The 25542-nt window shown below is 73.2% G+C and carries 13 protein-coding genes and 1 pseudogene; 10 read left to right on the forward strand and 4 right to left on the reverse strand.

Annotated elements, in window-relative coordinates; genetic code table 11:
* The first annotated feature begins 12 nt into the window (after window positions 1–12).
* The 5 genes from ACWEVP_RS43635 to ACWEVP_RS43655 all read left to right on the forward strand — a co-directional run bounded on the left by ACWEVP_RS43635 (window position 13) and on the right by ACWEVP_RS43655 (window position 17517).
* Window positions 13–4677: a type I polyketide synthase gene (locus ACWEVP_RS43635; RefSeq protein WP_452068556.1), complete on the forward strand. Its 4665-nt coding sequence runs from the start codon at window positions 13–15 to the stop codon at window positions 4675–4677.
* A 14-nt stretch (window positions 4678–4691) separates the two neighbouring features.
* Window positions 4692–14951 (forward strand): SDR family NAD(P)-dependent oxidoreductase, encoded by a 10260-nt coding sequence (locus ACWEVP_RS43640; RefSeq protein ID WP_452068476.1) that lies wholly within the window; start codon window positions 4692–4694, stop codon window positions 14949–14951.
* Window positions 14952–15053: 102 nt separating this feature from the next.
* The gene (locus ACWEVP_RS43645) at window positions 15054–15980 is read left to right on the forward strand and encodes an ATP-binding cassette domain-containing protein (protein ID WP_452068477.1); all 927 of its coding nucleotides are present in this window, start codon (window positions 15054–15056) and stop codon (window positions 15978–15980) included.
* Window positions 15977–16804, forward strand: a complete 828-nt coding sequence (locus ACWEVP_RS43650; protein WP_452068478.1) for an ABC transporter permease — start codon at window positions 15977–15979, stop codon at window positions 16802–16804. The genes ACWEVP_RS43645 and ACWEVP_RS43650 overlap by 4 nt, the downstream gene beginning before the upstream one ends.
* Window positions 16805–16938: 134 nt before the next feature.
* Window positions 16939–17517, forward strand: a complete 579-nt coding sequence (locus ACWEVP_RS43655) for a hypothetical protein (protein WP_452068479.1) — start codon at window positions 16939–16941, stop codon at window positions 17515–17517.
* Window positions 17518–17579: 62 nt separating this feature from the next.
* Here ACWEVP_RS43655 and ACWEVP_RS43660 read toward each other — a convergent pair whose 3' ends face one another.
* On the reverse strand, window positions 17580–18296 hold the full coding sequence (locus ACWEVP_RS43660; RefSeq protein ID WP_452068480.1) for an AfsR/SARP family transcriptional regulator: 717 nt from the start codon (window positions 18294–18296) through the stop codon (window positions 17580–17582).
* A gap of 341 nt (window positions 18297–18637) precedes the next feature.
* Between ACWEVP_RS43660 and ACWEVP_RS43665 the strand changes: the two genes are divergently transcribed.
* Window positions 18638–19252 carry a ScbR family autoregulator-binding transcription factor gene (locus ACWEVP_RS43665; protein ID WP_452068481.1) on the forward strand — a complete coding sequence of 205 codons (615 nt, stop codon included), beginning with the start codon at window positions 18638–18640 and terminating at the stop codon, window positions 19250–19252.
* Window positions 19253–19297: 45 nt separating this feature from the next.
* Here ACWEVP_RS43665 and ACWEVP_RS43670 read toward each other — a convergent pair whose 3' ends face one another.
* Window positions 19298–19927, reverse strand: a complete 630-nt coding sequence (locus ACWEVP_RS43670; protein ID WP_452068482.1) for a ScbR family autoregulator-binding transcription factor — start codon at window positions 19925–19927, stop codon at window positions 19298–19300.
* Window positions 19928–20132: 205 nt separating this feature from the next.
* Here ACWEVP_RS43670 and ACWEVP_RS43675 point away from each other — a divergent pair, with 205 nt between their 5' ends.
* The 4 genes and pseudogenes from ACWEVP_RS43675 to ACWEVP_RS43690 all read left to right on the forward strand — a co-directional run bounded on the left by ACWEVP_RS43675 (window position 20133) and on the right by ACWEVP_RS43690 (window position 22528).
* On the forward strand, window positions 20133–21101 hold the full coding sequence (locus tag ACWEVP_RS43675; RefSeq protein WP_452068483.1) for a ScbA/BarX family gamma-butyrolactone biosynthesis protein: 969 nt from the start codon (window positions 20133–20135) through the stop codon (window positions 21099–21101).
* Window positions 21098–21460: pseudogene (locus tag ACWEVP_RS43680) on the forward strand (NAD-dependent epimerase/dehydratase family protein); the annotation flags it as partial. The gene ACWEVP_RS43675 and the pseudogene ACWEVP_RS43680, both read left to right, overlap by 4 nt.
* Window positions 21461–21596: 136 nt before the next feature.
* Window positions 21597–21785, forward strand: coding sequence for a hypothetical protein (locus ACWEVP_RS43685; RefSeq protein WP_452068559.1), 189 nt, complete (start codon window positions 21597–21599; stop codon window positions 21783–21785).
* 101 nt (window positions 21786–21886) lie between these two features.
* Complete coding sequence (locus ACWEVP_RS43690; RefSeq protein WP_452068560.1) at window positions 21887–22528, forward strand: hypothetical protein; 642 nt, start codon at window positions 21887–21889, stop codon at window positions 22526–22528.
* A gap of 46 nt (window positions 22529–22574) precedes the next feature.
* On the opposite strand, the gene ACWEVP_RS43695 is transcribed toward ACWEVP_RS43690, so the two are convergent.
* Together ACWEVP_RS43695 and ACWEVP_RS43700 are read right to left on the reverse strand one after the other, a co-directional pair.
* Window positions 22575–24503 (reverse strand): putative Ig domain-containing protein, encoded by a 1929-nt coding sequence (locus ACWEVP_RS43695; RefSeq protein WP_452068484.1) that lies wholly within the window; start codon window positions 24501–24503, stop codon window positions 22575–22577.
* A 308-nt stretch (window positions 24504–24811) separates the two neighbouring features.
* Window positions 24812–25471: a TetR/AcrR family transcriptional regulator gene (locus tag ACWEVP_RS43700; RefSeq protein WP_452068485.1), complete on the reverse strand. Its 660-nt coding sequence runs from the start codon at window positions 25469–25471 to the stop codon at window positions 24812–24814.
* Between the last annotated feature and the right edge of the window lie 71 nt (window positions 25472–25542).

Here is a 25542-nt window from a genome sequence, read left to right on the forward strand (position 1 = left end):
CTCCGCGACTACCTGAAGCGCGCGACGGCGGATCTGCAGGCAGCCCGGCGCCGGGTGCAGGAGCTGGAAGCACGGAACACCGAGCCCATCGCCATCATCGGCATGAGCTGCCGCTACCCCGGGGGCGTCCGGACGCCGGACGACCTGTGGGACCTGGTCGACCAGGGCCGCGACGTCATCGGGGAGTTCCCCGCCGACCGCGGGTGGGACCTCGAGGGCATCTACGACCCGACTCCCGACCGGCCGGGCAAGACCTACACGCGCCACGGCGGTTTCCTCTACGACGCACCGGGTTTCGACGCCGAGTTCTTCGGCATCAGCCCGCGCGACGCCCGCCGCTCCGACCCGCAGCAGCGGATCCTCCTGGAGGCCTCGTGGGAGGCCTTCGAACGCGCCGGGCTCGACCCGCACTCGCTCAAGGGCAGCCCGACCGGGGTCTACGCCGGCGTCATGTACCACGACTACAGCGGCGGCAGCCCCGACGGCAGCCTCGTCTCCGGGCAGGTGTCCTACACCCTCGGTCTCGAAGGCCCGTCCGTCTCGGTCGACACCGCGTGCTCGTCGTCGCTGGTCGCGCTGCACATGGCCGCCCAGGGCCTCCGGGACGGCGACTGCTCCCTCGCGCTCGCCGGCGGAGTCGCCGTCATGGGCACGCCCGAGATGTTCGTCGACTTCAGCGGCCGCCGTGGCCTCTCGGCCGACGGCCGCAGCAAGTCCTTTTCGGACGACGCCGACGGGACGTCCTGGGCCGAGGGTGTCGGCGTTCTCGTGCTGGAGAAGCTTTCCGACGCCCGCCGCAACGGTCACCGCGTCCTCGCGCTCCTGCGCGGGTCCGCCATCAACCAGGACGGCGCCAGCAACGGTTTCTCCGCCCCCAACGGCCCCTCGCAGGTTCGCGTGATCGAGGCCGCGCTGGCCGACGCCGGGCTGTCGCGGTCCGATGTGGACCTCGTCGAGGCGCACGGCACCGGCACCGCGCTCGGCGACCCGATCGAGGCGCAGTCGCTGATGGAGACCTACGGGCAGCGCACCACGGGCGAGCCGCTGCTGCTCGGCTCGATCAAGTCCAACATGGGCCACCCGCAGGCGGCGGCCGGTGTCGCCGGGGTGATCAAGGTGGTGCAGGCGTTGCGCCACGGCAAGGCGCCGCGCACCCTGCACGTCGGCACGCCTTCGACGCACGTCGACTGGACCGCGGGCGCCGTCGAGCTGCTCACCGAGCCGCGCGACTGGCCCGAGGTCGGCCGGCCGCGCCGGGCCGCGGTGTCGTCGTTCGGCGTCAGCGGCACCAACGCGCACGTCATCCTCGAGCAGGCACCCGAGAGCGAGGTCGCCGAGCCGCCGCTGCCCGCGGTCCACCCGCTGGTGTTGTCGGCCAGGACCCCGGCCGCGCTCGCCGAAGCCGCCGGGCAGCTCGCGTCCCATGTGGACGGCAACCTCGTCGATGTCGCTCACACCCTGGCCACCGGCCGCGCGCAGCTCGACCACCGCGCGGTGGTGCTGTCGGTGGACCCGAAGCAGGCCCTGGAGACGCTGGCCGCGGGCGGCTCGCACCCCGGCGTCGTCACCGGCACCGCCGACGTCCGCGGCAAGACCGTGTTCGTCTTCCCCGGCCAGGGCGCCCAGTGGACCGGCATGGCGACCGAGCTGCTGACGCAGTCGCCGGCGTTCGCCGCCCGGATGGCCGAGTGCGACGCCGCGCTGCACGGGTTCACCGGCTGGTCGGTGATCGACGTCCTGCACGGCGAGCCGGGCACCCCGCCCGTGGACCGGGTCGACGTCGTCCAGCCGATGCTGTGGGCCGTGATGGTCTCCCTCGCAGCGTTGTGGCGCGCGCACGGCGTCGAGCCGGACATGGTGATCGGGCACTCGCAGGGCGAGATCGCCGCGGCGACCGTCTCGGGTGCACTGTCCCTTCAGGACGGTGCGCGCGTGGTCGCGCTGCGCAGCAGGGCGATCGGGGACGTCCTCGGCGGCCGCGGCGGCGGCATGCTCGCCGCCGGTCTCCCCGCCGCCGAGCTGCTGACCCGCCTCGACGCCTGGGACGGCCGGATCTCCCTGGCCGCCGACAACGGCGCCACCTCGGCGGTGCTGTCCGGCGACGGCGACGCCCTCGACGAGCTGCGTGACCAGCTCGTCGCCGAGGGCTTCCGCGCCAAGCGCGTGCCGGTGGACTACGCGTCGCACTCCGCGCACGTCGAGCACCTCGCCGACCGCCTGCTCGAAGACCTGGGCCCGATCGAACCCGGCGCCGGCAGCGTCGCGATGACGTCCACGGTCACCGAAGAGCCGGGCGCCACCATGGACGCCCGGTACTGGTTCACCAACCTGCGCACGACCGTCCGGTTCGCCCCGGTCGTCGCGAAGCTCGCCGAGGCGGGCTTCGCCCGGTTCGTCGAGGTCAGCCCGCACCCGGTGCTCGCGATGAGCATCCAGGAGACCCTCGACGAGGGCGGGCACAGCGGGTCCGTGACCGGTACCCTGCGCCGCGACGAAGGCAGCATGACCCGGTTCGCGATGTCCCTGGCCGAGCACTCGGTGCGGGGCGGCGCGGCCGACTGGGCGTCGCTGGTGCCCGGCGGCCGGATCGCCGACCTGCCGACCTACCCGTTCCAGCACAAGCGCTTCTGGCTCGAAGCGGAAGCCGCCACGGCGCCCGGCCAAGGGGCCGATCAGGACTTCTGGCAGGAGGTCACCACCGGCGACGTCGACGGGCTCGCCGCCCGGCTCGGCGTCGAGGTGAACCCCCTGGCCGACATCGTCCCGGCGCTCGCGGCCTGGCACGGGCGGCGGACCCAGCTGTCCACAGTGGAGTCCTGGCGCTACCGCGTGTCGTGGGCGCCGGTGACCGTCACGGGCGGGCTGATCGGCACCTGGCTGGTCGTCGTCCCGGCGGACGTCCCCGAGGCGGCCGAACTGGCCGACGCACTCGCCGAACAGGGCGAGGTCGTCCGGGTGATCGCCGAAGACGGCGAACTGGCCGCAGTGCTCACCGAAGCGACGGCGGTCCGGCCGTTCGACGGCGTGGTGTCCCTGCTCGCCCTCGACACGCGCGAGCACCCGGAGCACCCGGCGCTCAGTACCGCGGTCGCCGCCACCATCGCGCTCCTGCAGGCCCTGCGCGACGTCGACACTCCGGTGTGGGTCGTCACCCGCGGCGCGGTCGCGGTGGACGCCTTCTCCGACGCCGACCCGGCCGCCGCGGCGGTGTGGGGCCTCGGCACGGTGGCCGCGCTCGACCTGCCCGCCACCTGGGGTGGCCTGGTCGACGTCGACGGCGCCGCCGACGCCGCCCGCCTCGCCGCCGTCCTGTCCGGTGTGGACAGTGAAGACCAGGTCGCGATCCGGCCGTCCGGGGTGTTCGCCCGGCGGATGGTCCACGCCCCGCTGAAGGCCACCGCGGCGGAGTGGCAGCCGCGCGGAACGGTCCTGGTCACCGGCGGCACGGGCGCGGTCGGCGCGCACGTCGCCCGCTGGCTCGCCGGCCGGGGCGTGGAAAACCTCGTCCTCACCAGCCGTCGCGGCCTCGACGCCGAGGGCGCGCGGGAGCTGGCCGACGAGCTGGGCGCGACCGTCGTGGCCTGCGACGTCACCGACGAGGACCAGGTCAAGGCCCTGCTGGCCGAGCACCCACCGACCGCCGTCGTCCACGCGGCCGGTGTCCTCACCGCCGAGTCGTCGCTGACCGACGTCACGCCCGCCGAGTTCGCCGCGGCCACCCGGGCCAAGGTCACCGGCGCCGCGCTGCTCGACGAGCTGCTCGGCGACACCGAACTGGACGCGTTCGTGCTGATGTCCTCCGGGGCCGCGGTGTGGGGCACCTCCGGCCAGCCCGCCTACGCCGCGGGCAACGCCTACCTCGACGCGCTCGCCCGGCGCCGTCGCGCGGCCGGCCGGAAGGCCACCGCGATCGCCTGGGGCTCCTGGGGCGGCGGGGGCATGGTCGACGCCGAGGCGAGTGCCCTGCTGCGCCGCATGGGCCTGGCCGAGATGGCGCCGGACCTGGCCGTCGAGGCCCTGGGCCAAGCGCTTGACCACGACGAAACCCATCTGGTCGTCGCGGACATCGACTGGGCCGCGTTCGCGCCGGTGTACCAGCTCGCTCGGCCGCGGCCGCTGCTGCGCGGGCTGCCCGAGGTCGCCGAGGACAAGATGGAAACCCCGGCGGACACCGGTGACCTGCAAGCGAAGCTCGCCTCGCTGACGCCTGCCGAACAGAAGCGGACGCTGCTGGAGCTGGTGCGCGGCGAGGTCGCCGTGGTGGCCGGCTACGACGGCGGTTCGGCGGTCGAACCCGCCCGCGCGTTCAAGGAGCTGGGGTTCGACTCCGTCACCGCCGTCGACCTGCGCAACCGGCTCGGCGCGGCCACCGGCCTGAAGCTGCCGGCGACCGTCGCGTTCGACCACGTCAACCCGCAGGCGCTCGCCGAGCACCTGTGGACCCGGCTGGGCGGCGGCGAGGCCGCGGTCCCGCTGGAGGCCGAGCTGGACCGGCTGGAAGGCATCGCGTCCACATTGGACGCGGCCGAGATCGACCGGTCCCGGATCGTCGCCCGGCTGCAGGCGATGGTGACCACGCTGCACAAGACCCTGTCCGGCACGAAGAGCACCGAAGTGCTGGAGACCGCGACCACGGATGAGCTGTTCGCCCTCATCGACAACGAGCTCGGCGCCTGAGAGGTATGTCCACGATGACTGACGAAAGCAAGCTGGTCGACTACCTGAAGCGGGTGACCGCCACCCTGCAGGAGACGCGGGAGCGGCTGCGCGAGGTCGAGGCCGCCGACGCCGAGCCGATCGCCATCGTCGCGATGGGCTGCCGGTACCCGGGCGACGTCCGCTCCCCGGAGGACCTCTGGGAACTGGTGGCGCAGGGCCGGGACGCGATCGGGCCGTTCCCGGCCGACCGCGGCTGGGGCCTGGACACGATGTTCGACGCCGACCCCGACAGCCCGGGCACGAGCTACGTGAGCGAGGGCGGGTTCCTCCACGACGTCGCCCAGTTCGACGCGCCGTTCTTCGGCATCTCGCCGCGCGAAGCGCTCGCCATGGACCCGCAGCAGCGGCTGACGCTGGAGCTGGCGTGGGAGACCTTCGAACGCGCCGGCATCGCGCCGCACAGCCTCGCCAAGCAGCAGGTCGGCGTCTTCCTCGGCAGCGGCGACCAGGACTACTACGACGAGCTGCCCCAGTCGGTGCTCGCCGGCGAGGTCCAGGACTACCTGAGCACCGGCAACGCCGGCTCGGTCATCTCCGGCCGGATCGCCTACGCGCTGGGCCTGGAAGGCCCGGCCATCACGATCGACACGGCGTGCTCGTCTTCGCTGGTCGCCCTGCACCTGGCCGTGCAGGCGCTGCGGCAGCGCGACTGCGCGCTGGCCCTGGCCGGTGGCGTCATGGTGATGTCGCGGCCCGGCCCGTTCGTCGCGTTCAGCCGCCAGCGCGGCCTCGCCGCCGACGGCCGCTGCAAGCCGTTCTCCGACAGCGCCGACGGCACCGGGTGGGCCGAGGGCGCGGGCACGCTCCTGCTGGAGCGGCTGTCCGACGCGCGCCGCAACGGCCACCAGGTCCTCGCGGTCGTGCGCGGCACCGCGGTCAACTCCGACGGCGCGTCCAACGGCCTCACCGCCCCGAACGGCCCGTCCCAGCAGCGCGTCATCCGCCAGGCGCTGGCGAACGCGCAGTTGTCGGCGTCCGATGTGGACGCCGTCGAGGGCCACGGCACCGGAACCACCCTCGGTGACCCGATCGAGGCACAGGCCCTGCTCGCCACCTACGGCCAGGACCGCGACCGCCCGCTCTGGCTCGGCTCGATCAAGTCGAACATCGGCCACGCCCAGGGCGCGGCCGGGGTCGGCGGCGTGATCAAGATGGTGCAGGCCCTGCGCAACGGCCTGCTGCCGAAGACCCTGCACGTCACCGAGCCGAGCACCGAGGTCGACTGGACCGCCGGGAACGTCGAGCTGCTGACCGAGGAACGTTCGTGGGAGGCGGGCTCGACGCCGCGTCGTGCGGGTGTGTCGTCGTTCGGGGTGAGTGGCACCAACGCGCACGTGATCATCGAGGAAGCGCCCGCCATCGACGTCGAGGACGGCACACCGAGCTGGCCCGCGGACGTGCCGGTCCCGTGGCCCCTCTCCGGGCACGGTGCCGCCGCGCTGAAGGCGCAGGCAGCCCGTCTGTCCGATGTGGACGCCTCGGCACTCGACATCGGGTTCTCGTTGGCGACGTCGCGCTCGCCGCTGAGCCACCGTGCGGTGGTGTTCGACGGCAAGGCGGGTCTTACGGCCGTGGAGGCCGGCACGCCCGTCGAAGGGCTCACCGCCTTCCTGTTCTCCGGTCAGGGCGCGCAGCGCGCGGGCATGGGGGCCGAGCTGGCCGCCGCGTTCCCGGTGTTCGCCGCCGCGCTGGACGAGGTCTGCGCGGAACTGGACCAGCACCTCGACCGTCCACTGAAGACGGTCGTCTTCGACAAGCCGCGCCTGATCAACCAGACCGGCTACACCCAGCCCGCGCTGTTCGCGATCGAGGTCGCGCTGTTCCGGCTGCTGTCCTCGTGGGGTATCAAGCCGGACTTCCTGCTCGGCCATTCGGTCGGCGAGCTGGCCGCAGCGCACGTCGCCGGGGTGCTGTCGCTGGCCGACGCGGCCAAGCTGGTCGCCGCCCGCGCGAAGCTGATGCAGGCGCTGCCGACCGGCGGCGCGATGGTCGCGGTGCAGGCGACCGAGGACGAGGTCACGCCGCACCTGACCGACGACGTCAGCATCGCGGCGATCAACGGCCCGGACTCCGTCGTGCTGTCCGGCACCGAGGACGCCGTGGCGGCCGTGGTCGCGCGGTTCGAGGGCCGCAAGTCGTCGAAGCTCAAGGTGTCGCACGCCTTCCACTCGCCGCTGATGGAGCCGATGCTGGCCGAGTTCGCCGCGATCGCCGGCACGCTCACCTTCGCCCAGCCCGGGATCCCGCTGGTGTCCAACGTGTCCGGCACGCTCGCCGGGCCCGAGGTCGCCACGCCGGAGTACTGGGTCTCGCACGTCCGCGCGGCCGTCCGGTTCCACGACGGTCTCACCGCGCTGAGCGACCAGGGCGTCTCCCGGTTCGTCGAGGTCGGCCCGGACGGCGTGCTGTCCGCGTTGGCCCGCCAGAGCTTCGACGCCGTGGTCGTGCCGGTCCTGCGCAAGGACCGGCCCGAGCCGGCCACCGCGCTCACCGCGCTGGCCGAGCTGTACGTCAGCGGCTCGGACCCGGACTGGGCCGCGGTGTTCGAGGGCCGCGGCGCCCGGCGCGTCGAGCTGCCGACGTATGCGTTCCAGCGCAAGCGCTACTGGATCGACGCCCGCGCCAACCGCGACGAGGTGTCCGCCGCCGGCCTCACCTCCGCCGGGCACCCGCTGCTCGGCGCGGCCGTCGCGCTCGCCGACACCGACGGCGTCGTCCTCACCGGCCGCCTCTCCCTGGAAACCCACGCGTGGCTCGACGAGCACCGCCTCGGCGACGTCGCCACCGTGCCCGGCACGGCGTTCCTGGAGCTGGCGATCCGCGCCGGCGACCAGGTCGGCTGCGGCCGCATCGAGGAGCTCACCCTCGGCAGCCCGCTGGTCGTCCCGGACCGCGGTGGGGTCCAGGTGCAGGTCACGGTCGGGGCCGCGGGCGAGAACGGTGTCCGCGCGGTCAGCGTCCACTCGCGCCTCGAGGACAGCGACGACCCGTGGACGGCGCACGCCGACGGCACGGTCGCCCCGCAGACGCACCGCGGGACCGAGCTGACCGAGTGGCCGCCGGCCGGCGCCGAGCCCGTCGCCATCGACGGTCTCTACGACGACTTCGCCGGCACCGGCCTCACCTACGGCCCGCTCTTCCGCTCGCTGCGGGCGGTCTGGAGCCGCGGCCGCGAGGTCTTCGCCGAGGTCGCCCTGCCCGAGGACAGCGACGCCGAGCGCTTCGGCCTGCACCCGGCCGCGCTCGACGCCTGCACGCACGCACTGCGCGTCGCGGGCGGCGGAGACGGCGGGGTCGGCCGCGTCCCGTTCTGCTGGACGGGCGTCGAGCTGCACGCCACCGGCGCTTCGGCGCTGCGCGTGAAATTCACGCCGACCACCGAGGACGGCTTCGAAGTCGCGCTCGCCGACAGCACGGGCGCACCGGTCGCGACGGTCGCCGAGACCGTGTTCCGGGCGTTCACCGCGCCGGTCGCGGCGGAGGCCCCGCTCTACCGGATCGAATGGCAGCGGATCGCAGCCGAGTCCACTGTGGACGCCTCGGCCGCCGAGGTTTTCGAGTGCGCGGGTGCGGACACCCACGAGGTGACCCACCGCGTGCTCGGCGCGCTGCAGGACTGGCTCGCCGGGGAGCACCCGGAGGACGCGCGCCTGGTCGTCGTCACCCGCGGTGCCGTCGCGGCGGCCGGAGGCGTCTCGGACCTCGCCGCGGCCGCGGCCTGGGGTCTCGTGCGCTCGGCGCAGGAGGAGAACCCCGACACCTTCGTGCTGCTGGACCTCGACGTGGACAGCACTGTGAGCACCGCGGCCGAGGTCCTCCCGCAGGTTCTCGCCACCGGGGAGGCACAGGCCGCCGTCCGCTTCGGCGCGGTCCTCGTCCCGCGCTTGGTGCGCACCGCCGCGGCCGCCGAGCCGGCGTACTTCCACCCGGGCGGCACGGTGCTGGTCACCGGCGCGTCCGGCGCGATCGGCGGGGCGCTCGTCCGGCACCTGGCCGCACAGCACGACGTCCGGCGGTTCCTGCTGGTCAGCCGGCGTAGCACCCCCGAACTGGAGAGCCTGGGTGCCGAGCTGGGCGTGCACGTCGACATCGCCCTCTGCGACGTCGCCGACCGCGCCGCGCTCGCCGCCGTGCTGGCCGCGATCCCGGCCGAGCACCCGCTGACGTCGGTCGTGCACGCCGCCGGCGTCCTCGACGACGGCGTCGTCACCGCACTCACGCCCGAACGCCTCGACACCGTGCTGCGGCCGAAGGTCGACGGCGCACTCAACCTGCACGAGCTCACCCGCGACACCGCGCTCTCGGCGTTCGTACTGTTCTCCTCGGTCTCCGGCGTCCTCGGCGCCCCGGGCCAGGGCGGGTACGCCGCCGCGAACGCGTTCCTCGACGGCCTCGCCGCCCACCGCGTCGCCCGCGGCCTGCCCGCGCTGTCCCTGGGCTGGGGCCTGTGGGGCGAAGTCGGCGGCATGGGCGGCACCCTGACCGAGGCCGAGATCGCGCGCCTGGCTTCGGGCGGCATCGTGCCGCTGTCCACTTCGGACGCTCTCGACCTGTTCGACCGCGCGCTGGCGTCCCGTCAGGCGGCCGTCGTGCCGGTGAAGCTCGACCTGCCGGCGCTGCGCAAGCTGGGCCGGATCCCGAAGACCCTGGAGGAGCTGACCGGACGGCCCACCCGGCGCGTCGCGGCGAGTGCGGCCGCGGCCACCGACGACTCGTTCGCCGCCCGCGTCCGCGCCCTGCCGGAGCCCGACCGGGCCGACGCCGTGCTGGACCTGGTCCGCGGGCACGCGGCCACCGTCCTCGGCTACGGCGGCGGGCACGAGATCGAGCCGGGCGCGCAGTTCCAGTCGCTCGGCTTCGACTCGCTCACCGCGATCGAGCTGCGCAACGGCCTCACCGCGGCCACCGGGCAGCGGCTGCCCGCGACGCTGATCTTCGACCACCCGACACCGTCGGCGCTGGCCGCGCACCTGCTCACCGAGCTGGTGGGCGCGGTGGAGGAGGTCGCCACGGCCTCGTCCACGACGTCCGACGAGCCGATCGCGATCGTCGGCATGGCCTGCCGGCTGCCCGGCGGGGTCACCTCGCCCGAGCAGCTGTGGGACCTCGTCGCCGGCGGCCGTGACGCCATCGGCGACTTCCCGGCCGACCGCGGCTGGGACGTCGACGGCCTGCTCGACCCGACCGGCCGCCGCCCCGGCACGACCTACGTGGCCCGCGGCGGGTTCGTCCACGACGCCGGCGACTTCGACGCCACCTTCTTCGGCGTCTCGCCGAAGGAAGCGCCGGCCATCGACCCGCAGCAGCGGCTCCTGCTGGAAGCCTGCTGGGAAGCTCTGGAGCGCGCGGGCATCGACCCGACTTCGCTCAAAGGCAGCCCGACCGGCGTCTACGCGGGCGTCCAGTACCACGACTACGTGGGCGCGAACAGCGCCGGCTCCATCGTCACCGGCCGGGTGTCCTACACCCTCGGCCTCGAGGGCCCGGCGGTCAGCGTCGACACGGCGTGCTCGTCGTCGCTGGTCGCGATGCACATGGCGGCCCAGGCCCTGCGCGGCGGCGACTGCTCGCTCGCGCTGGCCGGCGGCGTGACCGTGATGGCGACGCCGGAGACGTTCGTCGAGTTCAGCCGCCAGAAGGGGCTGGCCGCCGACGGCCGCTGCAAGGTGTTCTCCGACGACGCCGACGGCACCACCTGGTCCGAAGGCGTCGGCGTGCTGGTGCTGGAGCGGCTGTCCGAAGCCCGCCGCCTCGGCCACCCGGTGCTCGCGGTGCTCAAGGGCAGCGCGGTCAACCAGGACGGCACGTCCAACGGCCTCACCGCCCCCAACGGCCCCGCGCAGCAGCGCGTGATCCGGGCGGCGCTGGCCGACGCGGGCATCACCGCGGCCGACGTCGACGCCGTCGAGGCGCACGGCACCGGCACGAAGCTGGGCGACCCGATCGAGGTCCAGGCCCTGCTGGCCACCTACGGCAAGGAGACCTCGGCCGACCGTCCCCTGTGGATCGGCTCGGTCAAGTCGAACCTCGGCCACACCCAAGCGGCGGCCGGCGCGGCGGGTGTGATCAAGATGGTGATGGCCATGCGACAGGGCGAGCTGCCCGCGACGCTGCACGTCGGGCGCCCGTCGAGCGAGATCGACTGGTCGTCCGGCGCGGTCCGGCCGCTCGTCGAGCCGGTGAAGTGGCTGCCCAACGGGCACATCCGCCGGGCCGGTGTCTCGTCGTTCGGCGTCAGCGGCACCAACGCCCACGTGATCCTCGAAGAGGGCGACCGCCGCGAGGTCACCGGCGGGCACGACTACGAAGGCCCGGTCGCGTGGCCGGTCTCCGGCCGCGGCGCGGCGGCCCTGCGCGCGCAGGCCGAACAGCTGATGTCCTATGTGGACGAAGACCCCGAGGGCAGCCTCGCCGACATCGGCTTCTCGCTGGCCACGACCCGCGGTGCGTTCGACCGCCGCGCGGTGCTGATCGGCCAGCGGTCGCCGCAGTTCGTCCGCGGTCTCGCCGCGCTGGTCGACGAAGAGGAGGCGCGCGGCGTCGTCAGCGGTGTCGCCACCGCAGGCGGACGCACGGCGTTCCTCTTCGCCGGCCAGGGTGCGCAGCGCGTGGGCATGGGGGCTCGGCTCGCCGAGCAGTTCCCGGCCTTCGCGGCCGCGTACGACGAAGTCTGCGCGGAAGTCGACCGGCACCTGGACCGCCCGATCCGCTCGGTCACCGACGAACTGCACGAGACCCGCTACACCCAGCCCGCGTTGTTCGCGCTGGAAGTCGCGTTGTTCCGCCTGGTGCGGTCGTGGGGTGTCCGGCCGGACGTCCTGATCGGACACTCGATCGGCGAGATCGCCGCGGCCCACTGCGCGGGCGTGTTCTCCCTGGCGGACGCCGCCCAGCTGGTGGTCGCCCGGGGTGCCCTGATGCAGGCCCTGCCGGCCGGCGGGGCGATGGTGGCGATCGAGGCGACGGCCGACGCGGTGCGCGAAGCCGCCGGGGACACCGTCGACCTCGCCGCGGTCAACGGCCCGAACGCGGTCGTCGTTTCCGGTGCGGCCGACGCGGTCGCCGAAGTCGCCGCGAAGTTCGAGCGCACCAAGCAGCTGAAGGTGTCGCACGCGTTCCACTCCCGGCTGATGGACCCGATGCTGGACGAGTTCCACGCGGTGGCCTCGAAGCTGACCTACGCCCAGCCGCGCATCCCGGTGGTTTCCACGGTCACCGGCGGACCGGCCGAGCTGACCACGCCCGAGTACTGGGTCGACCAGGTCCGCGCGGGCGTCCGGTTCGCCGACGCGGTCACCCGCGCCGCGGCCGAGGGCGTCACCCGGTTCCTGGAGCTGGGCCCGGACACCACGCTCACCGCGGCGGCCTCGGCCTGCCTCGACGAGCGGCCCGAGGTGCTGGCTTCCCTGCTGCACAAGGAGAACGACGAAGCCGTCGCCGCCCTGACCGGCATCGCGCAGCTGCACGTCAGCGGCGTCGACGTCGACTGGGCCGCGGTGTACGAGCCCACGGGTGCCCGGCCGGTCGCGGTGCCGACCTACCCGTTCCAGCGGCAGCGCTTCTGGCTGGAGAGCACCACCGGCTCGGCGAGCCAGGAGGACCACCCGCTGCTCGGTTCGGCCATCGAACTGGCCGGCGCCGACGGGCTGCTGTTCTCCGGACGGCTTTCCGTGGGCACGCACCCGTGGCTGGCCGACCACGTCGTCGGCGGCGCGATCCTGTTCCCCGGCACCGGGTTCGTCGAGATGGCGATCCGCGCCGGCGACGAGGCGGGCTGCCCGCGGCTGGACGAGCTGACCCTGGAGTACCCGCTGGTCGTGCCGGAGCGGACCGGCGTCCGCGTCCAGTTCGCCCTCGAAGCCCCCGGTGGTGACGGCACCCGCGCGTTCAGCGTCCACTCGCGACCCGAGGGCGCGAGCGGCGCGTGGACGCGGCACGCCACCGGCAAGCTGGCCAAGGCGTCCCCGAAGGCGACCTTCGACCTGACGGCCTGGCCGCCCGCCGGCGCCGAGCAGGTGAACCTGGAGGGCACGTACGAGGAATTGGCGGCCGACGGGCTGGCCTACGGTCCCGCGTTCCGCGGGCTCGTCGCGGCCTGGAAGCGCGACGGCGAGGCCTTCGCCGAGATCCGGCTCCCGGCTTCGGTGTCCGATGTGGACCGCTACGGCGTCCACCCGGCCGTGCTCGACGCCGCGCTGCACACCATCGGCGTCTCCGGCGCCGCGGGTTCCGAACCCGCCCTGCCGTTCGCGTGGGAAGGCGTGCGGCTGCACGCCGTCGGCGCGACGACCCTGCGGGTCCACGTCCGCCCGGCGGGCACCGGCGCGGTCGCGCTGGACGTCGCCGACGGGGCCGGGGCCCCGGTCACCTCGGTGGAGTCGCTCCTGCTGCGGCCGATGTCCGCCGTTCCGCAGGCCGCGCCCACCGGTGGCGGCGACACGCTGTTCCGCGTCGCCTGGGAACCCACCGAGCTCGACGCGGTCGCGGAGGTGACCGACTGGTCCGTGCTGGGTACCGACGCCTTCGGCCTCACCGAAGCGCTGGGCGCCGAGGCGGGCGCGACCGGCCCGGCCGTGCTGCCGGTCGCCGGCGACGACCTGCACGCCGAACTGCACCGCGTGCTCGGCCTGCTGCAGTCCTGGCTGGCCGGACCGGGGGAGTCGCTGATCGTCGTGACCCGCGGTGCGGTGGCGGCCGAGGCGGGGGAGAACCCCGACCCGGTCGGCGCCGCGGTGGCCGGCCTGGTCCGGTCGGCGCAGGCCGAGCACCCGGGCCGGATCACCCTCGTCGACCTCGGCGCGGGCACCCCGGCGGGCCGGACGCTCGCCGCGGTGGCGGCGTCCGACGAACCGCAGGTCGCCCTGCGGGCCGGCGCGGTGCTGGTGCCGCGGCTGGCCAAGGCGGCCGACGCGGCCGCGGCCCCGGTGTGGGACGCGGACGGCACGGTCCTGGTCACCGGCGCCACCGGCGTGCTGGGTTCGGCCGTGGCGCGGCACCTGGTCGCCGAGCACGGCGTCCGCAACCTGCTCCTGGTCAGCCGCCGCGGCGCCGACGCACCCGGGGCGGCCGAACTCGCCGCACTCGACGCGAACGTCACCATCGCGGCCTGCGACGTCGCCGACCGCGACGCCGTGTCGGCGCTGCTGGCCGGAATCCCGGCGGAGACACCACTGCGTGCGGTCGTGCACGCGGCGGGCGTCCTCGACGACGGCGTCCTGACGTCGCTGACGCCGGAGCGCCTGAACACGGTGCTGCGGCCGAAGGCCGACGCGGCTTCGGTGCTCGACGAGCTGACCCGCGACCTCGACCTCACGGCCTTCGTGCTGTTCTCCTCGGCCGCCGGCGTCCTCGGCGCCCCGGGGCAGGGCAGCTACGCCGCGGCCAACGCGTTCCTCGACGCGCTGGCGGCCAAGCGCCGGGCCGGCGGCCTGGCCGGCACTTCGCTGGCGTGGGGCCTGTGGGCCGGCGGCATGGGCGAGGCCCTCGAAGACGCGGACGCGCACCGCATCGGAGAGACCGGCATCACCGCACTGTCCACTGAGGATGGACTGGCGCTGCTGGACGCGGCGGCCGGCGGCGCGGAAGCGCTGCTGGTGCCGATCGCGCTGGACACCCGCGTGCTGGCCTCGTCGGGCGACGACGACCTGCCCGCCGTCCTGCGCGGCCTGGCCGGCACCCCCGGCCGCCGCGCGGCGCAGGACGTGGCCGAGGACACCGAGTCCCTCGCCAGGAAGCTCGCCGGGCTGCCGGTGGCCAAGCGCGTCCCGACCGTGCTGACCCTGGTCCGCACGCACGCGGCGACGCTGCTGGGCCACGCCGGGCCGGAGGCGGTGGAACCGGACCGCTCGTTCAACGAGGTCGGCTTCGATTCCCTGTCCGCCACCGGATTCCGCAACAAGCTCAGCCTCGTCACCGGGCTCAAGCTGCCGGTGAGCCTGATCTTCGACTACCCGACCCCGCGGATCCTGGCCGAGCACCTGGTCGGCGAGCTGGCTCCGGCCGAGGCCGAGGTCGTCGAGGAAGCCGTTACCGAGCAAGGGGTTCGCGACGCGCTGGCGGCCATCCCGCTGGAGAAGCTGCGCGCCGCCGGGCTCCTGGACGGGCTGCTCGAGCTGGCCGGCGTCCGCCTGCCGGAGGCGGAAGAACCCGAAGCCGTCGAAGAGGCCACGATCGACGACCTCGACGCCGACGCGCTGATCAGCATGGCGATCGGCGGTGGTGACGACGACTAGGGGTCGGCCGCTATTGCCCGGCCCGGCGCGGCTGTGGCCCACTGGTCGGGAGAGTTTCCCGTGCTCCACCACGATCTTGATCCGAACGAGGAGAGGTATCCCATGGTCACCGGCTACGCGATCGAAGCACGGGGGCTGCGCAAGTCCTATGGCGACGTGGACGTCCTGGAAAGCGTCGACCTGAGCGTGCGGCGCGGCACGATGTTCGCGCTGCTCGGCCCGAACGGCGCCGGCAAGACCACGACGGTGCGGATCCTCAGCACCCTGCTGGAGGCCGACGGCGGCACCGTGACGATCAACGGCCACGACCTCGCCGGCCCCAAGCGGAAGGTGCGTGAGCAGATCGGCCTCACCGGCCAGAACACCGCGGTCGACGAGCTGCTCACCGGCCGCGAGAACCTGGAGATGATGGCCCGGCTGTTCCACCTGGCCACGCCCGCGGCGAAGAGCCGCGCCACCGAGCTGCTCACGCAGTTCGACCTGACCGAAGCCGCCGACCGCCCGGTCAAGACCTACTCCGGCGGCATGCGCCGCCGGCTCGACCTGGCGATCAGCCTGATCACCTCGCCGCCGGTGCTGTTCCTCGACGAGCCGACCACCGGTCTCGACCCGCGCAGCCGCTCGGCGATGTGGGACGCGATCCGCGAGCTGCTCGACGGCGGCACCACGATCCTGCTCACCACGCAGTACCTCGAGGAGGCCGACCAGCTCGCCGACCGGATCGCGGTGATCGACAAGGGCCGCGTCGTCGCCGAGGGCACGGCGGCCGAGCTGAAGCGCAAGGTGGGGACCGAGCGGCTGAAGCTCACCTTCGCCACCGCCGCCGAAGCGGTACGCGCGCACGGCGTCACCGGCGGCGTGCTCACCGACGACACCGTCAGCGTCGCGATCGACCAGCCCGCCCAAGTCCGGCGGGTGCTCAACCAGGTCGCCGACGCCGGCCTCGAGACCACCGGGCTGGAGCTCTCCGAGCCGACCCTGGACGACGTTTTCCACACCCTTACCGGAACCGCGGGAGAGAAGCGATGACCCAGACTCTGTCCAGGGAGGTCGAGGGGATGCCGCTCTCCGACACCCCGAGCCGCTCGTCGTTCGCGCTGGCGCTGTCCGACTGCCGCGTCCTGATCGGGCGCAACGTCAAGCACATCGCCCGCAACGCCGAGATGCTGATCCAGGCGGTGTCGCTGCCGGTCGTGCTCCTGCTGCTGTTCCGCTTCATGTTCGGCGGCGCGATCAACCTGCCGGGCATGGCCTACATCGACTACCTGGTGCCCGGCTTGGTGGTCATCAGCATCGGCTTCAACGCGACGTCGACCGTGGTCGGCGTCGCCGCCGACCTCACGCAGGGCCTGGTGGAGCGGTTCCGCTCGATGCCGATGGCCGGCCCCGCCGTGCTCGTGGGCCACGTCGTCTCCGGCGTGCTGCGCAGCATGATCTCGCTCGTGGTGATGGTCGCGGTCGGCCTGGCCGTCGGATTCCGCCCCGCGGCCGGCGTGCTCGGCTGGCTCGGCGCGATCGGCCTGCTGGTGCTCTTCGCCTCCGGCGTGTTCTGGCTCGCCACGCTGCTGGGGTCGATCGCCAAGACCGTCGAGGGCGCGGGCGGCCTGGGCATGATCCTCGTGTTCGTCCCCTACGCCACCAGCGCGCTCGTCCCCACGGCGTCGATGCCGTCGGTGCTGCGTGCCGTCGTGGACAACCAGCCGGTGACGGTGCTGATCGACGCCGTCCGCGGCCTGGTGAACGGCACGGACCTGGGTTCGACCGGCTGGCTGGCCGTGGCCTGGTGGGTCGCCATCACCGCCGGTGCCGCGTACCTCGCGATCCGGAAGTTCCACCAGCGCGCCCGCGGCTGACTCCCCCGCGGTGGCGAAGGCGGCCCGTGCCCCCGAGCACGGGCCGCCTCTCGCGTGCGCAAGGTCGACTTTAGGTCGGTCGGGCACTCTGCGTAGAGAGCATCCGACCAGTCCGTGAAGTGAGGGGGGCCCCGATGCCGATCCGCATCGCCGAGAACCCGGCCGTGAGCCTCGACGCGTGGTCCGCCCCGCTGGCCGCCGACCCGGCGGGCGCGGCGGCGTTCCTCGCCGAGGTCGCCGACCGGGTGGCCCACCGCCCGCGCGTGCTCGTCCTGAGCGCGGGCCCGGTGGCGGACCAGCTCGCGGAGCTGGGGTACGCCGTCGCGGAAGCTGCCTTCGACAGCCCGCCCGGTGGGCGGTTCGACGTCGTCTACACCGGTTCGGACGCCCTTTCCCGGCTGCTCGTGCAGCGGGAACAGGTGCGCGCGGTCCGCCGGCTGGCGGCGCTGCTGCGGCCCGGTGGCGCCCTCGTCGTGCAGGGCTACCACCCCGACCCGGCCCGCTGGGCCGAGCACCCGCTGGTGACCGGGCACGACTGCGCGCGCCAGACGCTGTTCCTGGCCGACGCCCGGGTGCCGCTGCGCTACGTGTGGCCGTCGGAGCTGGACCTCATGGCCGAGCTGGCCGAGCTGGCGCTCGACAGTCGCTGGGGCGGCTGGTACGGCGAGCCCGCCGCGTGCGGCTCGCCCGTCGTCTCCCTCTACCGGAACTGAAAGAGGCCCGGTCCCCGCTGGTGGCGGAGGACCGGGCCGCTGAGCGCCGGACGCGGGCCTGGTCAGACCGCGTCCGACAGCTCGCCGACGAGGATGCTGTGGTGCAGCTTCCGCAGCGAAGTGCCGGGCTCGATGCCCAGCTGCTGAACCAGGTGCTGCCGGGCGGAAGCGAAGGTCTCGAGAGCTTCCGCACGGCGGTTCGAGCGCAGCAGGGCGGTCATCAGGTACTCGTAGAACGTCTCGCGCAGCGTGTGTTCCTTCGCCAGCGCGGAGAGCTGACCGACGACCTCGCGGTGCCGTCCGATCAGCAGCTCGGTTTCCATCAGCAGTTCCAGGCACTCCAGCCGGCTTTCCGCCAGCAGCGCGGCGTAGGCCTGGACGTCGGGAGAGTCGGTGAAGCCGCCGAATGCCTCACCACGCCACAGGTTCGCGGCCTCGCGCAGGACCTTCGCGGCCTCCTTGTAGTTGCGGTCCCAGTACAGGGTCCGGCCTCGCTCGTAGAGGCGGGTGAAGCGGTCGGCGTCGAGCTCGTCACCGGTGACGACCAGTGAATAGCCGCGCGGGCTGGTGACGACGGGGCTGTCGTCGGCGTCGTCGCCCGTGCCGCGCAGCAGCTTCCGCAGCTGCGAGACGTAGACGTACAGCGCCGCACTCGCCCTGGCCGGCGGGTGCTCTCCCCAGAGCTCGCCGATCAGGTGCTCGGTGGTCGCGACCTGGTTGCGCTTGACCAGCAGCACGGCCAGGAGCGTTTCGATCTTGCGTGCCCGCGGGGCGCTCACGCCGGGCCGCCCCCCGACTCTGATCTGCCCCAGTATCCCGTAGTCCATTTCCAGTGCCCTCCGGTGTCCGCGTCGATCGGATCTGCCCGGCCCGGCGCCCCCAGTGTTGTCCTCCAGCGCCCCAATGTCCGGTCCTGCCAGTGCAGCGTACTAAACCGACCTCCCGGTTTTCAAGACAAAACCGGGAGGTCGGTCGGTTTGTTCTATCCTGAGTTGACAACTTCCTTGTGCGAGGCGGTTTTCTGGGGTTACCCCAGTTGTAAACCGGGCGGTTGGTATGTAACCATGACCGGGAAGCGCGGGACTCCCGCGCTGGACGGCTCGAGCGGAGGGGACCGACGGTGACCAAGCAGGCACGCTCGGAACAGACGCGGCGCCTGTTGCTGGAGGCCGCGGCCGAGCTGCTGCACCGGGACGGGTACGCGGCCACCAGCATGGTGGGCATCGCGCAGGCGGCGGGGGTCACCAAGGGTGGCCTGTACTTCCACTTCTCGTCGAAGGACGAGATCTGCGACGAGGTTCAGGACGCCGCGACGGCGGTGCTGCGCGAGCACGTGAACCGGCAGTCGGCGGTCCCGCGCCCGGCGTTGCCGCGGCTGGCGGACCTGAGCCGGGCGCTGATGCGCTGGCTCGACACGGACCCCAAGGTGGGCGCGAGCTTCCGCATGGCCCGCGAGATGGGGGCGGCGGACGAGCGGTTCGTGGGGTTTTCCCGGGCGTGGCTGGCGCAGGTGCACGAGTACGTGGCGGAAGCGCTGGCGGGCGGGGAACTGGGCACGGACGTGCCGATCGAGACCGCGGAGCTGCTGGTGGTCGTGACGTGCGTCGGCCTGGAGTCGGTGGTGTCGAGCCGGATAGTGGTCCCGGACAGCGACCTGGCGGTGATGCTGGGCAAGCTGTGGCGGCTGCTGGAGCTGTCCCATCAGCCGGTGGCGACCCGCCCGGCGCGCACCTGAGCGGGCCGGCTCGGGGCCCCGGCACCTGTCCCGTTCCGCGGAACCTCAGACCGCGGCCGTCACCTGCTGCGTCCCCTCCGGGACGAACCGGTGCAGCCGCCGCGGCGGCACCACCGAGCTCAGGATCGTGGTCCACATGAACGTCACGCGCTCGATCAGGTCCGACCGGCCGGTCAGGACCTGCGAGCTCAGCTGGATTCCGGTGAACGACGCCTGGATGAACATCGCCAGGTCGTGCGCGTTGATCTCCTTGCGCAGATCGCCCGCGGCCTTCGCCGCCAGCAGGCAGCCGTGGATCGTGTCGATCCAGCGCTTGTACGCGTCGCCGGCCGGGGCGATGAACGATCCCTGCTCGATGACCAGCCGGATGCTCGCCCGTACCCGGACGTCGGACTGCAGACTGGCCGCCATCCCCTGGGTCAGGTCGATCACCGTCTGCAACCCGGGGTCGTCGATCTCGGCGAGCGGGTCCCAGACCGTGAACTGCTCGTCGATCAGGGCGTCGGCGAGGTCTTCCTTCGACTTGAAGTGGAAGTAAAGCGCACCCTTCGTGACACCCGCCTCCGCGAGGATGTCCGAGAGGCTGGCGCCGAGGAAGCCGACGGCGTCGAACCGCGAGGCGGCCGCCTCGAGGATCGCGTTCCGTGTCTGCTCCGCACGCTCTTGGCGAGCCACGCCCAGCCCCTCTCGCTCCGGCCGATCAGTCCACAGTAGACCATTCGGCGGTACCTCCCGGTCCGGAGGACAGTCTACGTCCTCCGACCTGGGAAAGCCACTTAAAAAAACCGCTCGGTTGGTATGGTTTTAGGTGACCTGTTCCGCTAAAACTGAAGCGGGGGAGTACTGGGGTACTGGGGTTGAACTTTCTAGGAGGACCGTCATGGGCGGCACGCTGTTGCAGGAGTCTGTGCGCGAAATACCGGAAACGAAGATCAACGCGATCCCGTCGGCGACTTCGGTCGACTTCCAGCAGACCATCCCGCGGAGCCTCGTGCACCGCGCGGCCGTCTCGGAAGTCTTCGTCACCGACCTGCACATCCTCGGCGAAGGCCGGTTCGAAGTCGGCGCGCAGTGGCCGCGCCGGCACAGCTTCTTCGGGCCGCGGACGCCCGTCTTCCACGATCCGATGCTCTACGCGGAGACGATCCGCCAGGCCGCGCTGCTGATCGCGCACCGCGCCTACGGCGTGCCGCTCAGTCACAGCTTCCTGTCCGACCACAAGGAGTACGCGGTCGAGCAGACCGGGCTGGCCACGCTGGGCCGCCCGGTCGACGTGGTCCTGCGGGTCACCGCGCACGAGGTCGAGTTCCGGGGGAAGAGCGTCGGCGGCATGCGGCTGGACTTCGAGTGCTTCCGCGACGGGCGGCGGATCGGCACGGCGTCGGAGCGCTGGCGCTGCGTGTCCTCGGCCGTCTACCGCCGGGTGCGGGGCGACCACTTCGCGGCGACGCCGTTCCAGGCCGCGGCGCTGGCCGCGGTGGCGCCCGCGTCGGTCGGCCGCGACCGCGCGGAAGACGTCCTGCTGGCGGCGACGCCGACGGACGGCACGTGGGCGCTGCGCTTCGACCCGGACCACGCGGTGCTCTTCGACCACCCGGTCGACCACGTGCCGGGCATGGTGCTCATCGAGGGGGCGCGGCAGGCGGCCCTGCTGGCGATCGGCGACCCGTACGCGCTGCCCGAGCGTGCGGACTTCACCTTCGGCTCGTACGTGGAGTTCGACTCCGAGTGCCTGCTGGTGGTCGAGGCGGCCCCGGCGGGGCCGGACCGCACCCGCACCGTCCGGGTGGACATCCGGCAGAAGGGCGCCACGGCCGCGAGCGGCACCCTGGGAATGCACTTGTCGTGAGAGCCGGTGAGCCGGACCTGCTGGTCACCGGCGCGACCGGCTTCGTCGGCACGGCGGTGCTGCGCGAGCTGGTCGCCCGCGGCGAGGGCGCGCGGGTCCGCGTCCTCGCCCGCCGCCCCGTGCCGGGGTGGATGACGGACGCGGGGGTGACGACCTGGCGCGGCGACGTCACCGACGCGGCGGGCATGGTGGGGCTGTGCACCGGCATCACGACGCTGGTGCACCTCGCTTCGCAGGTGGGGGGCGACGCGGAACTGTGCACGGCCGTCAACGAGGACGGCACGGCGAAGCTCCTGGCGGAGGCCGGCCGAGCGGGCACGGCGGAGGTGTTGTACCTGAGCACGTGCGCGGTCTACCGCGACGGCATCCACCAGGGGGCGCCGGAACCCGGGGCCGCGGACAGGGGAAGGGGGACCGGGTCCGCTCTGGGGACGGACCCGGGTTCACCGGCCGGTCGGGGCGGCCTCGGGGGCGAGGCCGGTTCGGTGGCCGGCCGTGGCTGGCCGGGAGCTGGAGCCGGTTCGCGGGCTGGTCGTGATGGGCCGGGAGCTGGAGCTGGTTGGCGGGCTGGTCGTGATGGGCCGGGAGCCGGTGCTGGTTTGGTGGCTGGTCGTGGCTGGCCGGGAGCCGGTGCTGGCTCGGTGGCTGGTCGTGGTGGGCCGGAAGCCGGGGCCGGTTCGGTGAGTGGTCGTGGCTGGCCGGGAGCTGGTGCTGGTTCGGCGGCTGGCCGTGGCTGGCCGGGAGCCGGGGCGGGTTCGGCAACCGGTCTTGGCGGGCCGTGGGATGTGTCCGGTCCGGCCGTTCGCAAAGGCGCGGCGGCGGATCCGGGCCCGCACACCGGCCCCGCCGAGCCGAGGTCCGCCCTCGTCACCGGCCCGGCGTCGGCGACCAGCCGCAGCAGGCTCGCCGGTGAGCGGCTCGTCCTCGCCGCCGGCGGGGTCGTCCTCCGGCCGCACCTGATCCACGGTGCCGGTGACCGGCACGTCGTGCCCGCGCTGGCCCGCTGGATCAGCGCCGTCCCCGCGTGGGCCGCGGGCGGCGCCGCCCGCACCTCGCTCGTGGCCGTCGCCGATCTGGCGGCCGCGATCGCGGTGCTGGCGCTCAATCCCGGCACCGGCGGGGCCGGTGAGGTCTTCCACGTGGCCGACCCCGACCCGGTCCCGCTGCGTGGCCTCATCACCGCGGTGTGCGAGCTGCTCGGCCTCCCGGTCCCGGTCGCGGACCTCACGCTGACCGAGCACCGGGCCCGCACGCGCGCCGCGCTCCCGGGGCTGACCGACCACCAGTACTCCCTGCTCACGCGGGATCACTGGTACGAGAGCACGCGCATCTGGGAACTGACGGGCGTTTCCCCGGGCCCGGGCTTCGGCCCGCGCCTCGCCGAAGCGGCCGACTGGTACCGCGGGTCGCTGGGGGCGGCCCGCTGAGCGAGGTAGACCGTCCACTGAGGACTGTCTACCTCGCTCCGGGCCCTCAGCTCAGCGTCACCGCCGTGTCGTCGATGCAGAACGACGTCTGCAGGGACGAATCCTCGGTGCCGGTGAACGTCAGCGTCACGGTCTGCCCGGCGAACGCCGAGACGTCGACCGTGCGCTGCTGGTAGCCGGTCGCCTTGTTCAGGTTCGAATACGTCGCCAGCGTCGTCGACCCGGCCTTGACCGTCAGCTTGTCGTACTGCGTCGAGGTCGTCGTCTCCGCCGAATCGACGTGCAGGTAGAAGCTCAGCGACGCGTGGCACCCGCTCGGGATGGTCACCGGCTGCGAAAGCGTGTCGGTGTGCGTGCTGCCGTAGCCGTCGAGGTAGGCGAGGTACGTGCCGGCGTGCGGCGCCTCACCGTCGGCGGACGTGGTGATCACGCCGCTGGACGCGGTCCACGCCGTCGCGCCGCTTTCGAAGCCGGGGTTGGCCAGCTTCTGGCCCGAACAGCCGCCGCCACCCGGGGACGTGATGGTCCACGAGAACGTCGTGCTGCCGGTGGCACCCGCGGAATCCTTGGCGGTGGCGGTCACCGAATACGTCCCCGCGGTGGTCGGCGTGCCGGAGATCAGCCCCGAGGAACCGATCGACAGCCCGGCGGGCAGGCCGGTGGCGGTCCACGTGTAGCCGCCGCTGCCGCCGGACGCCGACAGTTGCAGGCTCGCCGCCGTCCCGGTGACGCCGCTCTGGTTGCCCGGGTTCGCCGCGGTCACGCCGCCGGAGGACGTCCCGGCGGTGAAGGCGGCGGTCCCGTTGGGCGTGCCGAGCCCGGTGGGGCCGTCCCAGCCGGCGCCCGCCTTGCACTGCACGGTCGTCGAGCAGCTGCCGTTGCTGCCGGAAGTGACGTCGTAGAGGTTGCCCGTGTGCGAATAGGGGTAGGCGGCGGGGGTGTCGGACGCGCCGGGGGTGCCGGCGAGCGCGTAGACCGACGCGATGATCGGGGCGGACGCGCTGGTGCCGCCGTAGACGGCCCAGCCGCTGCCGCCGTAGGTCTGGTAGACCGCGACGCCGGTCTGCGGGTCGGCGACCGCGGAGACGTCGGCGTTGGCACGCTTGGCGCACCCGGTCGTCACGTTCTGGAACGCCGGCTTCGCCACACTGGTCGAGCAGCCGCTGCCCGCGCCGCTCCACGCGGTTTCGGTCCAGCCGCGGGTGCCGCCGCCCTGGGTGAGGGACGTGCCGCCGACGGCGGTGACGTACTGCGACGAGGCCGGGTAGCTGATGCCGTAGCCGTTGTCGCCGGTGCTCGCGGTGATCGCGACGCCGGGGTGGTGGAAGTAGCTGGCGTCGTAGGAGGGTTCGCTGCCGTCCTCACCGCCGCCGTAGCTGTTGGAGACGTACTTGGCGCCCAGCGAAACGGCGGTGTTCACCGCGGTGCCGAGGTCCGCCATGCTCGGCTGGTTCGCTTCGACGAGCAGGATGTGGCAGTTGGGGCAGATCGCCGAGACCATGTCGACGTCGAGGGAGATCTCGCCGGCCCAGCCGCTGTCCGCGGACGGCAGCGGGCTGCTTTGCCCGTTTTCGTTGACCTTCTTGAAGCAGCCGTTCGCCGTGGTGCAGGCGGGCAGGCCGTAGGTCGACCGGTAGGTGGCGAGGTCGCTCTCGGCGTTGGGGTCGTCGTTGGAGTCCACAATGGCCACTGTGGCCGACGCGCTGCCGCTCGCGGTGAGGTTGTACGCGGAACGCAGCCCGGACGGCCCGAACCCGCTCGGCAGGGCGTCCGGGGCTAGCGCGGCGCGCATCGTGTCGGTCTGGCGTTCGGCGAAACACGTTGCCATGCCGGGTTTCGCGGCTTGCGCGCACACGCGTGCCGTCGGGTGCACGGTGGCCGTGGCGGCGGATGCGGTGGCCGCGAGCGCGGGGGTGGTCAACGCCAGTGCCGCGAAACCGGCGACGGCGAGGATTCTTCGGGGTGGACGGCGCACTGAGCCCTCCTGGAGGAGTTCCTGCGGACGGTGGGGACCCATGGGTGTCCTGTTTATACAGTCCCCGGACCACCGGGGATCCCTTTTCGAAGGGGGATAAGCAATTGATGCCGTCCACCCCCGCGGCGATTCCGCCGAATGGCCCGCGGACCAATCGGCCACGGCCTCCCGTTCCCGCCCGATCGGGACGAATCGGCGGGGGCGCGCGTCCGACTTTCGTCGGGAACCGCCCCCGACTTTCGTCGGGCCGCCCGGCGGCCGCGGTCGAGGATCCCCTTCGGCGCGGTCCGGCGAGCTCGCCGGTCACCTCACCGGCCCGGTTCGACCAGCGCGGTGAACAGCCGGGGGAGGACGTCGGTCAGGTAGCGGCTGTCGGCCCGGTCCGGCAGCGCGTCGAGGATCGCGCGCTGGAGCATCGTCTCGTACAGGGCCACGATCGTCACGACGGCGCTGCGCGGGTCGACGGTCAGCCGCAGCTCGAGCCGGCCGAGCAGGCTCTGCAGGATTTCGGCGAGCTCGTCGTGGAAGCGGCCCTCCGCGACGGCGGCCGGCTCGCGCAGTTCCGGCTGCCGCATCGCCTGCGCGCGGAACTCGGCGTTGAGCAGGTACCACGTCTCGTCGGCGGCGAGTGACCCCGTGAACAACAACCCGGCTTGCCGCAGCACCTCGTCGACGGAACCCGGTCCGGCCCCGCCGGCCGCCTCCTCGACGGCGACGCGCAGCCGTTCGGCGCGGTCCCGCATCTCCTCCTCGTAGATCGCCAGGAAGAGCTCCTCCTTGCTGGCGAAGTTGGAGTAGAAGGCGCCGCGGGTGAAGCCGGCCCGTTCGCAGATCAGCTCCACCGGGGCATCGCGGATGCCCAGCTCGGTGAACACCTCGTAGGCGGCCGCCATGACCCGGCGCCGGGTCTCGGCGCGCCGCCGGGTCATCCGCTTCGGACCGCCGATGTCCGCGCTGGTCGTCGCCATGCCGGTCACCTTACTTTCCCCGTCTCACCCGGCGGAGTGACGAGATCCACTGTGTATCGGATACATACTGC

It is taken from the genome of Amycolatopsis sp. NPDC003865 (assembly GCF_053605345.1).